Origin of the sequence: Vibrio brasiliensis LMG 20546, from assembly GCF_000189255.1 — a bacterium.
In the GTDB taxonomy this organism is placed as follows: Bacteria; Pseudomonadota; Gammaproteobacteria; order Enterobacterales; family Vibrionaceae; genus Vibrio; species Vibrio brasiliensis.
Window position 1 is genome coordinate 1 of record NZ_AEVS01000088.1, and the last position, 13,976, is coordinate 13,976.

Below are 13,976 nucleotides of genomic sequence, written 5' to 3' on the forward strand. Positions count from 1 at the left end.
TGATACTCAACTGATACATAAATTCATATCAGCATAATATCGTGTTGGAAATTACCTAATGTGATAAGAAGCGATATAGAAAAAAATAATTTTATCTTTGTCTATTAGAACGCAGTTGCTCAGCTTGTTCTTTGTCGTGTTTTTTTGCTTATCTACTGTGTTTGCTATTTTTTTAACGACTATATTTAACAATTTCGAAGATTTGAATTCGTACAGCCAAGAGTCTCTGAAAAATATTGATACCGTTTATGGTAGTGAGATTATATCGACTTATGATATTCGACTTATGTTTTTGAAAGCATCGAGTCGTGACGTTAATAACGGTGAGTATATTGATAAATTAGATCGATGGTACAAGAGTATTAGTGATAAGTTTATTGATGATGGCAATAAAGAAACAGCGAAGCGTCGTGATAACTTTGCTCGCTACTATCAACATGTACGAAAATTGCCTGACATTAAGAGACAGTACTCCATAAACAGTGCTGAGTTCAATAACTACCTGCTACAAGCGGATGAGTATGCTGAGCACTTGGTTGAGTCATTAACTCGTTTTAGTGACAGCCTTGTCGGACAAGTAGGTGACCGACTAGATCAAGTTTACAGTGAAGTTTCTGAAATGATGACTCAGAGTGCTATAAAAATTCTGGTGATCTCACTTATTTCTGCGTACGTGTTTTGGTTTGTTGCTAGTCAGATATCACGACCTATTGATGATATCGCGACAAAGTTAAGATTGATGGCAAATGGTGACTTTACGGTCAAGAGTTCATATCAGGGAGAAAATGAGCTAGGTAGCCTGGCAAAATCGATTAACACTTTAAGTGAATCTGTTGCTGATACGCTCAGCACCATTCGGGCGAACGGAGACAATGTCGCCTCTTCTGCGACTGAACTTTCGTCGACCATGTTGGAATCGAGAGAACATTCGAATCAGGAAAAAGAGCAGTTCAACCAAATTGGTGTTGCGGTGACTGAGTTATCGAGTACGGCCAAGGAGGTGAATAATAATGCTTCATTTGCAGAAGACGCCTCTAACGAAGCTAAAAGCCAAGTTGCTATTGGACAAGGCTGTATCGATAGGTCTTTAGAGATTAGCAATATGGTTGCAGCGTCGATCAATAAAGCCGCTCAACTAGTGCTAGAGTTGAAAGAAAGTTCTTGCAACATTAGCCAGGTGATAGATGTGATCAATAATATCTCGGAACAAACGAACTTATTGGCGCTAAATGCTGCAATTGAAGCTGCCAGAGCTGGAGAACAAGGTCGAGGTTTTGCCGTCGTGGCGGACGAAGTAAGGGGGCTGGCTGTTAGAACTCAATCTTCAACTGCTGAAATCAAAGTGGTGGTTGAAGGGTTACAAAGCCTGTCTGAAGACGTGCATCGAATCATGAATGATAATGTTGAGTTAATTAATGAAAGTCAGATTAACTCGCAAGATGTGTTAAACGCCTTTGGAGCGATTTCTCAAGCCGTGCACCAGATTCTAGAGCAGACGGTTTGTGTAGCTACAGCGTCTTGTGAACAAGCTAATGTGACAGACTCTGTGTCTGAAAGTATTTCTTTTGTCTCGGAAATTGTCGAGCGAAATAGTTTAGGAATGAACCAATGTTTCGAAGCTTCACAAGAACTTGCTTTGATGGCTGAGGAGCAGAAAGAGCTGTTAAGTCGATTTAAAATTTCGTGATATCTCTCGAAAATTATCATAGTGCTAACGGAATAACGGAATAACGGAATAATGGGATAATGGGATAATCGTATTTGTCTTTGGTCAGATTAATCTGAAACTTCTGGTTGGTTGATACAATGTTAAAGTGTTTTGTTACAATAATTAGAACGAAAGTTTAAATGTGTTAGCAAGTGTTTTAATCTCAGTGTATAGGTTTGAGTTATTTCACCACTGCTATCAACTCATTGATTTTATAAATTAACATCTATATATGACTGGTTTCATATTTCTCTATCCAGGTATTTATCTGGATAGAGGTGATAATTAATCATGAGTTGATTTTTAGTGTTTCACATTGATGAATGTATATAAATGACTCTACGCTTTGCTAACTCAAAAAGTACTATTTATTCAAAGCCTTGTCCTGTAGGGGGAATACATTGAAACGTATCTTATTATTAGAAGATGATCTATTCACATCGAGGCTACTTAAAGGTGCTTTAGAGAAAGCTGGTTTTATTGTAGTGCAGTCGTTTGATGTTTCGTCTGCTTATCATGCTGCAGTAGGAAATCGCTTTGATGTTGCAATTTTTGATGTGCAACTCCCTTCCGGTTCAAGTTTAGATTCATTTGATCGTTTGAAAAAAATCTTAGATTGCCCTGTCATTGTATATACAGCCAAACAAAGTACACGTATTGAGCTAAAGAGTTTCGAAATAGGGGCTTCTGATTTCCTTTTGAAGCAAAGAGGGGTAGATATCCTAATCAGCCGGATCAAGCGTCTGGTTGATATTGACACAGCAGAGCAATGTAACAGCGAAGATGAGACACCAGGGTTCGAAATCAACAAGGATGAACGCACCTTTCAATACGATGGAACTGTGCTGGAGTTAACTAAAAATGAAGCGAATATTCTGTTTTTATTTTGTCTCAGGAGAACTATTTCGCTGATCGGGAGGAACTTAGCTACTCTACCAAAGGGCATGGGTATGATGGTTGGAGCAGGGCTCTGGACTTAGCGATAAGTCGATTGAGAAAGAAGATCAATCAACAAACATGCGGGAAAGTGGAACTGCAATCGGTAAGGGGTAAAGGCTATAAAGTGAATTTCCATAACAACAATTAACAGAAGCAGCCTAATACCCCAATGGAATACAGTTGCACTGAGCTAAACTACCTAATCAATAACGTTTGTTTCGGCAATGAAGCAGACGCAATGTCCCTTATTAAAAATCTGAGATCTGAGATCCTTGCGCTGGGTATTTGCTGCGATCCCACTAGCCAATCATTTGTATCTATTGAAGATATTAGTAGTCGTAAGCATAAGCTGGTTGGCAGCTCGGGGCTGTTAGGATTATTTTCACTTTCTAAGTATCTAAGAGAGATTGTTTTTATAGATGGTCAGTTTGAGTATAACTACTACACCTTTGTTGCATCGATCAGAGCGATCATTAGCTATTTGGATGAGTTGATACGTCAGCTCGGAAAAGGAAAGTCATACCGATGTACTTGTCATATAGAGTAATTAGAAAAGCCATCTTCGGTATTTTTCACTTACTATCATCGTAGTTTTGTTGTGGTTATATGAGATGGTTATCTTTGAGCGGGTAATGACGTATAACCGATACACAAGTGAGTTCAACGAGTATACCTATTCAATTATTCGCAACGAAAATGTTTATCGATCTTACTTGATTGGCGTCGAGCATATGGAAATTAAAGCAGACAAAATCAGTGTCATGCTTGGCTTGGCCAGAGAGATTATTTCTTCACGCGAAGGGGTATTTGATATTTTGGATCCTGAGTATGGCAAGCGTTATCCAGATAACATCACCAAAGCTCGTAAGTTTATTCAGGTAGAAGAAAAAATCTTCCGCGATATTGAGTCAACGTTTAAAGATGGGGTTGATGAAGGGCGTCAGCTACAACATGTACTGTATTGGAAACGTTGGAAAGACTCATCAGACAAGCTTTGGAAACTGAAGTCTCACTATCTTAGGTTCCTTAAATTGAATAAAGATTCCTACATGAAGGAACTCAGAACGATATCGCAAACCTACCACATCTTATTGTTCTTCTTACTTTCTTTTAGCTCGTTGGTTTTTATTATATTCCTCAGATACTTACTCAAACCTATCAGTCAGGCATCTAACGAGATACGGCAAGGCAACATCTATCGTATTGCCTCGATGAAGACAATTTTCTCAGAACTTGAATCACTGTTTAATAAAATTGTTGCTTATGAACGTGACGTCAAACGAAAGATCTATGCCATTGATAAGAAGGCAGATGAGAAGAGTGAACTGCTCAATATTATGAGTCATGAGTTAAGAACACCGATTAATGTCATTATTGGCAGTGTCGATTTATTGAACAGAAGATCAGGGGAACTGGATAATGAATTAAAGTCGTATCTGACGGATCTGGAAACATCGTCAGTTAACTTGAAGATATTAATCAATAGAGTTCTTGAACTCGGCAAAGCTGAATCACAAAAAACTGTCATCAAAGAGTGTGTTTCTACACTGGACTTAGTGGACTACCTCAAAGTCACTATTAAGGGTTTGGCTTCTCAAACTAACACCAGAATCGAATTCTATTATGACTCTCAATTTCCACTTTGCTTCACAACCGACGAGGTTAAGCTTAAACAACTGCTGTTAAATGTTATATCAAATGCACTCAAAGCTGTTGAGGGTGAGGGAGTGATACGTATTCGCTTCAAAGTATCCGCAGAACACACGATATTTCACGTATTTGATAGTGGTGTCGGCATCGAAAAAGAGAACATCTGCAAAATTCTCACTCCTTTCGAGCAAGTAGAGCAGGGTTATAAAACAGGTTCGTCTGGCTTTGGCGGTTACTTAATTCAGCGCCTGTCACAAGCGCTAGGTGGATTCGTAAACATTCGTAGTTACAAAGGCCAAGGCACACTGGTCACGATGAAACTCCGAATACTAGAGCCAAAGGGTCGCTTAAGTGACCTTAATCTCGCTGTTTCGGAGTCAATAACGAATAGCGAAGAAAAATATTTGAGACGAACCGGACTGATTAATGGTCAACTATCTACAACTAGCATAAGTCCTAACCCATTGGTCTCAGAGTTTAAGATATATGACGCTCTGGACTGGATACTGCCTGAATCACAACAGGCTGCTGCTGAGCAATGTGCTGTAGCAAAACGCAATTTAAAGATTTTGATTGCAGAAGACTATCCTTTGAATACTCAAGTGCTGAGAAACATGCTTAATCATTTGGGTATCGAAGCTGTGTTCTTCGAAGATGGCGAAGCACTTGTGTCTTTCTTTATCGAGAATCAGACTTTCGATCTGATTCTGATGGATATCCAAATGCCCAAGGTTGATGGTTATGAAGCGAGTCATATGATTCGAGAATTTAACCAGAAAATACCCATTATTGCTTGCAGTGCACACCTAGAACATGAAATCAGAGCCAAACTACTCGAAAGCCAAATGAGTGACTTTTTACAAAAGCCTTATACCGTTGAAGAACTGGTTGCTGTCATTACGAGAAATACGTAAATCACTTTATGTATCGATATTGAGTTAAACCATGGTTATCTATTAAATAATCAATTTTATCTGATACAAGTAATGCTGGCGTATATATAGATTATCTAAATTAGCTAGCGTTATATACGCTTAATAATCGACACTATCGACTTAGCAGAGAATTTTTTGATATAGATATATCTATCAAAAAAATGATTGCTCATGTTACAGAAATGATACTTTGCAAGATTATTGGTGTGTAAATATTCTTACAGGAAATTCCAAAATTTTGTAATAAAAGGTGTTAGCGGACTCCTGTAAGTGAACTAGAGTCAAGTTATCGTAAGTATACGTTATGTTGAATATTATATTTCTCGTTTTTTCTATATTTCTTTTCGGTAATGTTATGGCTTCACCTTCTGAATCCATGTCACAAAGTGATCGAGAGTATTTAGAAAGCCTTGGTAAGATAAAGGTTGCTGTCCTCTCAGATAAAGGGCGATTGGTCAATACCACTTCATTTCAGGGTGAGTTCTACAACATAAATGTTGCCTACCTAAAGAAAATATCCAATGAACTGGGTTTAAAAATCGAGTTCTATGAGTTTGATCATCCTGCAGAAATAACTTCGGCCTTATACACACGCGAAGTTGATCTAATTCTCGATTTTAATAGTTATGATGTTTCTAATAAGGTAGGGCTTTTTTACTCAGCGCCAATCTTCAAAAGCAGCGTTGCTTACTGGAGTAATAAAAGTACGGTAGGGAAGAGGCTAGATGAACTGAAATGGGTTTGTGTGTCTGGTTCAATTTTCTGCAGCATACTTGAACAACAAAATATAACTAACACAATAAAGGTCGCTAATTTTAAACAAGGAACCGAAAAGGTTCTCGATAGCGAAGATGAAGTATTTCTCGATAGCTATATTAGCTTGGCTGAGTACCTCAACTCTTCTGATAATGTGTCTAGCTCAATCGCGACACCTCCCTGGGGCGGGTTTGTCTATGCTCAAATTGTCTCAATAGAAGAAAATCAGCGTTTAATTGAGCTTATCGATAAAATCGTTAAGCGTTCGATAGAAAGTGATCATCTCATCAACAGTTTTAGTCCTTACCATTTTTCGGACATGATTAACATGGCATTCCGAAATAGCAATTACAGCAATGTGGTGAGGTATTCATTTGATGATGACTCATTCCCTTTACTATTTCGTAACGAAGATGGGACTTTATCAGGTTACTTAAAAGACGTACTGGATTTGATCTCATCTCGAACGACATTAGAGTTTGAGTATGTGTCCAGCGAATCGTCGCAGTCTGCACACGCTATGCTGGAATCAAATGAGATCGATCTGATTCCATACAGTTTGACGACCAATGAATCGAATCAAAGTATCGAGTACACAGATTCATTTATGTCATTTACCTATTATGCAGTGAGTCTGGCCAACTCAACCGCAGCAGAGAATGGGCGAAAGGGAGTCTTGTTATCGGAGAGCAAAAAACACATCGACGTTAAGAACCAACTTTTTGGCGTCAATACGGAGGTGTATAGAGAGTCCAAAAAAATCCTATCGGCTCTTGAACAAGGAGAAATCGATGTTGCTTACATCCGAGATGACATCATAGAGATTATCATTTCATCTCACGCAGATGATGAGTATTTCGTTGATCGCTCCATGCCGATTGCTTTGAATATTGCTATGGCGGTCTCTACGCAACGTCTATCCCTGATTAATGTTCTCAATAGTATTTTTAGAACCTGGGATCAGAATGAGCTGAATAAAATCAAGAACTCTTACGACCCATTCAATGTGGTTTACGGATACGAAGAAAAATACTTGTATCAAGTCGCTCTTGGATTCGTTTTTGTCTTTTTGCTTAGCGTTGTGTTTTTCTCACTGTTGCAGAAAAACATGAAGCTAAAGGTAATTATCAAGGAGAAAGACGCTGCGTCGACAAGGATTGAGAATGAATTCCTCAATTCTGTCATCAGACAGATTCCCTCCATTGTTTTCATCTACGATGATCAAGCGAACATTCGCTACACCAACTGTAGCAAGTACCTTTGTAGTGAGTGTGACAACTGCCACATTACCAATGACGGTATCGGTTATAAAAACCGGGACACCTTTAACGACATATTCAAAAAGAACTTAACCGTTAAAGATTCTTGTCGTACTCATAGTTGTCCCCTTGATATGGAGATGATGGAGTATGTGTGTAAGAAGATAAACCTTAACGATAGGGAATATATCTTAACCGTCATCAACGATGTTACCGAAAAGAATCAACGAGAAAGCGATTTGGAAAATGCCAAACAAAAAGCAGAGTCGGCGATACAGGCTCGCGATAAGTTTCTCGCTTCAATGACTCATGAGTTAAGAACGCCGATTGCCGGTATGGTTGGTTTGATTGAAATGCTTGGCGCTAAGATAAAAGATGAAGAAGAGACGTTACTGATTAACAACATTTCATCTTCGGCAAGACAACTCAATGTACTGGTCAACGACATTCTGGATTTCTCGAAGCTGGAAGCTGACCAACTTAAGCTCTCTCCGTTTGATTGTGATGTGTTACGTGAGACGAGTGAAGTGTTACGTGTACATAAGATAGCGGCGAACAAAAAGGGTATTCATCTTAAATATAACTTTAAAGCGACCAAGGTGCGCTTGGTTTCAATAGATGGCCTCAGATACTCGCAGATCCTCAATAACCTGTTATCAAATGCTATCAAATTCACAGACTTAGGTTCCGTCGCTCTTGAAGTAGAGTTAACTGAGGAATCAATCAACTTCTTAGTCACTGATACGGGGTGTGGGATGTCGACCCAAGTACTTGCTACTGTATTCAGTCCATTTGTCCAGGCGGATAGTTCTATTGCGCGTAAGTATGGCGGAACTGGATTAGGGTTATCGATAGTCTCAGAGTTAGTTGAACTAATGAAAGGCAAGCTAATTGTTGAAAGTATCGAGAATCTTGGTACTAAGATGTCAGTTTCGCTTCCGCACCAGCTTGTTAGCACTTACAAGGGGCAGCTGAGTTGTTTGGACATCCATTTTGGCGATGTTAGTCAAAACATCAAAGATTGGGTCGGAATGTGGTCTGCTGGACCTGAAGATGAAGAGGTGAAAACGCAAGATGCCCCCCATACCATTCTTATCACCTCTGATCACGAGACTGACCAGAGTGACGGTAGCTATGAGCAAAGAATCGTTTTTACTGATGATGTCGAAGGATTCAAGCAGATCGTTCAAGAAAAAATTCTGCTATCAAACGCCCCGATCTTCCCTGACTTACTGTTTGAATGCCTATATCAGCATCGCGATAAAGCCATGATTTGTCCTCCTTTAGAATTTGAGCAGCTACAAGGAACTGTGCTGGTGGCAGAAGATAATCCAATAAATCAGTTAGTGATACGCAAACAGCTGGAGCAGTTGGGTTTAACAGTCAATATGGTGGATGACGGCGAAGCCGCTTACCACGCGATTATGGAGCACCCTGATGGCATCGATTTGCTGATTACCGACTGCCATATGCCCAACATGGATGGGTTTGAGCTTTCAAGCAAGATAAGGAATGAAGCTAATCTCGATAAACACCTGACTATTATAGGGTGCACAGCTGAGGACTCGAGCATTGTGAGAAGTAAATCAAATGAGTCTGGCTTCGACCACATCCTGTTCAAACCTTATGGAATAGAGAAGCTAAGGAATCTTTTGGAGGCATGTTTGTTAAACAATGAAAACAAGGCGGCAGTGACAACGCACTGGTTAGACAAATACAGTGAAGAAGAAGTTGAGCAGTTAAGGAAAATCTCAGTAGCTTGCCTCACCAGCGATCTACAGAAATTGGAAGAGCAGCAGGACGATTTGCCCTCACTGAAGAAGATTGTGCACAAAATAAAAGGAGGAGCGTTAAGCCTGGGTATTGAGGATTTAGCCAAGATTATCTACAAAGTAGAGCGTTCTATTAAATCAGATAGAAGGGCAGAACTGCAGTCAGAGCTTGTATTACTGGCTGATATCATGCGCGCGAATATCGAGTTAATAGAGAACTATCATAGGTCGGAAAAATGAACATACTTATCCTGGATGATAGCCCTCTAGAGCTTATTTTACTTGGCTACAAGCTAAAAAATATCGGCTGTAACAACGTCCATTCTGCGACTACAGTGGAGAAAGCAATGTCATTGGTGAGTAAGATAGAGTTTGACTTAGTCATCAGTGACCTCGATTTACCAGGCAAAGACGGTTTGATGTTTCTGTCTGAATTACAAAAGAACCATTATAACAAGGCAGTATGTATATCAAGTTGTGTCGATGAAGGCATCATTGCGTTAGCCAGTAAGATGGCAACTACATTAGGGCTCAATGTGGTTGGAACACTGGTAAAACCTGTCTATGAAGAGAGTTTGTGCAACCTTATGGACTTGACTTCGGAGCTACTCTCAAGTGCTCCAACACAGAACAAAATCAGCTTCTGTCTCAATGAAGTGTTATACGGCCTGGATAACGACCAGTTTCACAACGTTTATCAACCTCAAGTCTGTTTCAAAACCAATAAGCTAATAGGATTTGAAGTACTAGTGCGTTGGCAGCATCCGATTAAGGGAACGCTGACGCCCAATTACTTTATCCCAACCCTAGAAGCGAACCGTTATACTGATCTACTGCTAGATACAGTGATCAATCAGTTGAAGCTAGACTTTCCGTTTATCCCCGACGATATGAGAATATCGATTAACATGACTGCGGATAATTTTATGGCGCCCGAACTGGTGAACAAACTGGTAGATCTAACTGATGAGTTAGAGATGGATATTTCACTACTGACATTAGAAATTACTGAAAGCCAAATTTTCCAGCCTTCGACAACCATGCTAAGTAATATTGCTCGTTTGCGTATGCTAGGGGTAAATATCTCAATTGATGATTTTGGTACTGGTTATTCGAGCTTTGGCAATTTAGTTGATATTCCGTTTACCGAGCTGAAAATTGATCGACAGTTCACCAAACGTTACTTTTCAGATTTGAAGTCTAGACACATCGTTGATTTAACGACTGAGCTATGTCGTAGAACCAAAATTAAGGTGGTAGCAGAAGGCGTTGAAACGAAAGAAGAGTTTGAAGCACTGCGCGTATTAGGGGTCGATGTCTGCCAAGGATTCTACATCGGCAGACCACTAGCAATTGAAAAACTTCGTTCTTTCAAAGTTCTAAGCTAAAAAGCCTGTTTAGTAGCAACGTAACAGGCTAAGTAACTGAATCGCGAGTTCGGCAGTAAACGAAGCTGGTGGCTAAATACTAAAAGCAAAGACTTAGAGACTATCGAACTACTTGAGCAGTATGCCTTCTAACCAATCATTATTTACATTGAAAATAACACTCAACCAGAGGTTGAGTGTGGGTTTTTGGGATAGGAATTATTAAAGGCTAGGATGCTTGGCTTTGTAACGAAATTATTTCAATTACTGATTTTGCGTTATATTTACTTAGTATTCTTGATTTGTAGGTACTAATGGTTTTATTACTTAATGAGAGTAATTCAGATATCTTTTTATTAGAATAGCCTTTAGTTAAGTAGGTTAATACTAATTCTTCTCTTGCTGAGAGATTGAATGTTCTCTTTACCATCATATTATCTGACTGTTCAAAGACTTCTTTACCTTGGCTCACAGATAATATGGCTGATCTTATTTTACTTATATCTTCTGTCTTGTACACCAAACCATTTGCACGACTGGAACGAGCGATGTGGCAGTACATTTTGGAGTGGCTGGATGAAATAAAAAGAATGCCTCCGGTGAAACCTATCGACCGCAGTCTTTTGGCATAGTCTATACCACTGCCGTTACTGATTTCCGTATCAAGTATCACAGTGTCAATCTGCTCATATCGTATTACTTTGCTTGCTTTTGCCGCGCAACTCTCTTTAAAAACATTTACATCTGGGAAAATAGATTTGGTTAAGCCTTCTAAAGCTTCTAGGAATAATGGCTGTGCATCTATTAATAATACATTCATTTTATAGAATATCCTTATTCACTATTATTTTTAATAAAAAACAGCTCGCCGTGCAGGGAGGCGCTAAAGCGAGCTAAAAAATGTGAAAGCTATTGGGTACTCTCACAAATCGAATATCGTTATAGATATTAGTGGTAAGTGGATAGGGTTTTGTAACATTAGTGAATCAACAGAGAGAAGATAATAATTATATATGTGATGAATTTTATATATTGTTATTGAATTGGGTTGTATTCAATTGGTTTGCTATTTGTTTGTGATTGTATTAGTGATTTTGTAAAGCTAAATTAAGTAATAATTTTGGAACACTGAGTTGTTTGTCTATGATTTTATTAGCTTTAGGAGCTAACTGATCAAGGCTTGCATTGCTAGTACTAACCATGGCATAAGAAGGCTAATCGAGACTATCATGGATACTTATGAACAAACTGATATACGACGTTTTTATCGGTGAAAAGGCTCTGGGAAACCCGTGCGGCGTGGTTGAACTCAATGAGTGGCCAAGTGACTCTGAGCTACTAACGATTACCCGTGAAATTGCGCAACCAGTCACCTCCTTTGTCGTTCAATCAAACCAGCAGTTCTTTATCCGATGGTTTTCACAACAGAGCGAGATCAACCTTTGTGGCCATGGAAGTTTAGGTGCCGGGGCGGCACTGCTCGACAAGTATCAACTTGAAAGCCTCACTTTTGGTAGCAAACATGGTGAAGTGACTATTTCTCGAAGGGGGGATTTATACAGTATTGTCTTGCCCAGCTGGCAAGGTAGTCCAGTCCGAATCCCTGATGAGATTTCGTGCTTGATGGACGATGCCGTCGATGCTTATGTAACTCGTGATTTGGTTGTTGTTTTAGCTAATGAAGAAGCCGTCGTTAAGTTTCGCCCTGATTTTGCGAAGATCCGTCAGATAACCCAATACCATGCCTTGATAGTAACGGCTCAAAATGGTGAAAACAGTTACGCTTTAAGGTACTTCGCGCCTAGTATCGGGATTGATGAAGACCGCGCTACAGGATCCGCTCAGTGTTCTTTGGCACCCTATTGGTTTGATAAGCTTGGTGTTAATTCATTGAGCGTCAATCAGCTTTCCGATTCAGGTGGCTACTTTAAGGTAGAGAAGCATTCGGATAGCTTTATCAAGGTATTTGCTCAAGTTAAAGCCAGAACCAACTCTCATTCGTAATGTATAAGGACACTCCTTTGTTAGAACTCAGAAAGTCAAAGCCAGAAGAGGCGGCGCATTTTGCTGAAATGGAACGATCAAATGATACTCAAGAGTTTGTTATTCCGTATTCAGTAGGGCAGCATGAATCTTTGATTGAGGGTGATGAAGTTATTTACTTATCTGTCTACCACTATCAAACACTAACAGGCTTCATGATACTGGCGAAAGAAAGCGAACAGGTTGTAGAGTTCAGAAGAATTGTTATAGCAGATAAAGGGCAGGGGCTCGGACAATTGGCCATTACAGCAATGGAGCAGTATTGTGCTCAAGTGCTTAACTGCTCAAAGGTGTGGCTCGATGTATTCGAATCGAATCAGCGCGGTTGGCATATCTATACCAAGCTCGGGTACCGTCAATTTAAAATTGGTGAACATCAGGGTAAGCGGCTAATTTTTATGGAAAAAATACTTTAACTTAGTGGGCCAGACTGATAGTCAACGGGGTATTAAATGGACTTAGTTTGTGAGTGAGGAATTTACAGTGAATAAAGAAGTACGAGTTGGTGTTGCTGTAGTGATTCATCGAGATGGTTGTATCTTGCTTGGTGAACGTATTGGCTCTCATGGCAGTCATACTTGGGCGACACCAGGCGGACACCTTGAACTGAACGAAAGCATAGAAGAATGTGCCAAACGAGAAGTATTGGAAGAAACTGGTCTGGTTGTAGAATCGTTTACCAAACTAGGTTTTACAAATGATATCTTCGAACAAGAAGGTAAGCATTACGTCACCTTGTTTGTATTGACAGAATGCACACAGGGTGCCCCCAAAGTCACTGAACCAAGTAAATGTCTACAGTGGAAATGGTGTTCGTTAGATGACCTTCCGCAACCATTGTTTTTGCCATTAGAAAACTTTCTTAACCAGTACTCATTGCTGAATGAGCTGGGTTAGTTAGTTCTCAACCATCACAACTAGGGTAGGGCCTGCATTAAATGGAAACAGAACGACTAAGGTTTATGGCTCCATCTCTAGAGATACAGCCTTTGATGCTCGAAGCAATCAGGGAGAGCAAGGACGAGTTGGGAGAGTACCTTGACTGGGTTAAATTTGCTCTGACAGAGAATGAGTCTGTACAAGATACTCGCCAAGCAATCAGTAACTTTAACAATTTCGAAGGTGAGCTGCGTTATTCGCTCATCGAAAAAGGTTCGGGACGTTTAGTCGGAGCGATAGGTCTCATTATCAGAGATAAATCGGTACCGTTTTTTGAAATTGGCTATTGGCAACGCTCTTCATGTGTTGGCAATGGGTTTATCTCAGAAGCTGTTCGCATGATAGAGAAATATGCTTTTTGTGACCTCAAAGCAAACAGATTAGAGATTAAAGCGGCAGAGGGAAACTTTAAAAGCCGAGCCGTAGCAGAACGTTGTGGTTATATATTTGAGGGAATCGTACGCAATGATCGTAGACTTCCTTCTGGAGAACTGAGTAATACGGCAGTGTATTCCAAAATTAGCCTTACCGAAGAGTGTTAGGCTCACGAGCAAACGTTCGCATCTCTTGGCAAAAAGGTATATACCTAACCTTATGATATTCAAAAG

General features: G+C 39.8%; 12 protein-coding genes. 11 read left to right on the forward strand and 1 reads right to left on the reverse strand.

Going from position 1 to position 13,976, the window contains the following annotated elements; all coding sequences use genetic code 11:
• Positions 1-286: 286 nt before the first annotated feature.
• The 7 genes from RH46_RS16820 to RH46_RS16845 all read left to right on the forward strand — a co-directional run bounded on the left by RH46_RS16820 (position 287) and on the right by RH46_RS16845 (position 10,407).
• Entirely contained in the window at positions 287-1,687 is a 1,401-nt protein-coding gene (locus RH46_RS16820; protein ID WP_006880715.1) for a methyl-accepting chemotaxis protein, read from the forward strand.
• 422 nt (positions 1,688-2,109) lie between these two features.
• The gene (locus RH46_RS16825; RefSeq protein ID WP_006880716.1) at positions 2,110-2,688 is read left to right on the forward strand and encodes a response regulator transcription factor; all 579 of its coding nucleotides are present in this window, start codon (positions 2,110-2,112) and stop codon (positions 2,686-2,688) included.
• Entirely contained in the window at positions 2,595-2,795 is a 201-nt protein-coding gene (locus RH46_RS22635) for a winged helix-turn-helix domain-containing protein (RefSeq protein WP_071985927.1), read from the forward strand. The genes RH46_RS16825 and RH46_RS22635 overlap by 94 nt, the downstream gene beginning before the upstream one ends.
• A 90-nt stretch (positions 2,796-2,885) precedes the next feature.
• Positions 2,886-3,194, forward strand: a complete 309-nt coding sequence (locus RH46_RS16830) for a hypothetical protein (RefSeq protein ID WP_138922171.1) — start codon at positions 2,886-2,888, stop codon at positions 3,192-3,194.
• Positions 3,195-3,279: 85 nt separating this feature from the next.
• On the forward strand, positions 3,280-5,211 hold the full coding sequence (locus tag RH46_RS16835) for a response regulator (RefSeq protein WP_040896097.1): 1,932 nt from the start codon (positions 3,280-3,282) through the stop codon (positions 5,209-5,211).
• A 376-nt stretch (positions 5,212-5,587) separates the two neighbouring features.
• Positions 5,588-9,259, forward strand: coding sequence for an ATP-binding protein (locus RH46_RS16840; RefSeq protein ID WP_160162432.1), 3,672 nt, complete (start codon positions 5,588-5,590; stop codon positions 9,257-9,259).
• Positions 9,256-10,407, forward strand: a complete 1,152-nt coding sequence (locus RH46_RS16845; protein WP_006880720.1) for an EAL domain-containing response regulator — start codon at positions 9,256-9,258, stop codon at positions 10,405-10,407. The genes RH46_RS16840 and RH46_RS16845 overlap by 4 nt, the downstream gene beginning before the upstream one ends.
• Positions 10,408-10,615: 208 nt before the next feature.
• Here the strand turns inward: RH46_RS16845 and RH46_RS16850 are convergent, their stop codons facing one another.
• A complete protein-coding gene (locus RH46_RS16850) occupies positions 10,616-11,206 on the reverse strand; it encodes a response regulator transcription factor (RefSeq protein WP_006880721.1) in 591 nt (196 codons plus the stop codon).
• 419 nt (positions 11,207-11,625) lie between these two features.
• Here RH46_RS16850 and RH46_RS16855 point away from each other — a divergent pair, with 419 nt between their 5' ends.
• The 4 genes from RH46_RS16855 to RH46_RS16870 all read left to right on the forward strand — a co-directional run bounded on the left by RH46_RS16855 (position 11,626) and on the right by RH46_RS16870 (position 13,910).
• Positions 11,626-12,390 (forward strand): PhzF family phenazine biosynthesis protein, encoded by a 765-nt coding sequence (locus RH46_RS16855; RefSeq protein WP_006880722.1) that lies wholly within the window; start codon positions 11,626-11,628, stop codon positions 12,388-12,390.
• A gap of 17 nt (positions 12,391-12,407) precedes the next feature.
• Positions 12,408-12,845: a GNAT family N-acetyltransferase gene (locus RH46_RS16860; RefSeq protein ID WP_138922172.1), complete on the forward strand. Its 438-nt coding sequence runs from the start codon at positions 12,408-12,410 to the stop codon at positions 12,843-12,845.
• A 67-nt stretch (positions 12,846-12,912) separates the two neighbouring features.
• Positions 12,913-13,326, forward strand: coding sequence for a nucleotide triphosphate diphosphatase NUDT15 (locus RH46_RS16865; RefSeq protein WP_006880724.1), 414 nt, complete (start codon positions 12,913-12,915; stop codon positions 13,324-13,326).
• A 41-nt stretch (positions 13,327-13,367) separates the two neighbouring features.
• Entirely contained in the window at positions 13,368-13,910 is a 543-nt protein-coding gene (locus RH46_RS16870) for a GNAT family N-acetyltransferase (protein WP_040896100.1), read from the forward strand.
• The last annotated feature ends 66 nt before the right edge of the window (positions 13,911-13,976 follow it).

What these genes read in the sequence shown, in the direction of transcription:
- RH46_RS16820 (WP_006880715.1), top strand. Translation starts at nt 287, where the DNA reads ATGTTTTTGAAAGCATCGAGTCGTGACGTTAATAACGGTGAGTATATT.
- RH46_RS16830 (WP_138922171.1), top strand. Translation starts at nt 2,886, where the DNA reads ATGTCCCTTATTAAAAATCTGAGATCTGAGATCCTTGCGCTGGGTATT.
- RH46_RS16835 (WP_040896097.1), top strand. Translation starts at nt 3,280, where the DNA reads ATGACGTATAACCGATACACAAGTGAGTTCAACGAGTATACCTATTCA.
- RH46_RS16840 (WP_160162432.1), top strand. Translation starts at nt 5,588, where the DNA reads ATGGCTTCACCTTCTGAATCCATGTCACAAAGTGATCGAGAGTATTTA.
- RH46_RS16845 (WP_006880720.1), top strand. Translation starts at nt 9,256, where the DNA reads ATGAACATACTTATCCTGGATGATAGCCCTCTAGAGCTTATTTTACTT.
- RH46_RS16850 (WP_006880721.1), bottom strand. Translation starts at nt 11,206, where the DNA reads ATGAATGTATTATTAATAGATGCACAGCCATTATTCCTAGAAGCTTTA.
- RH46_RS16855 (WP_006880722.1), top strand. Translation starts at nt 11,626, where the DNA reads ATGAACAAACTGATATACGACGTTTTTATCGGTGAAAAGGCTCTGGGA.
- RH46_RS16870 (WP_040896100.1), top strand. Translation starts at nt 13,368, where the DNA reads ATGGAAACAGAACGACTAAGGTTTATGGCTCCATCTCTAGAGATACAG.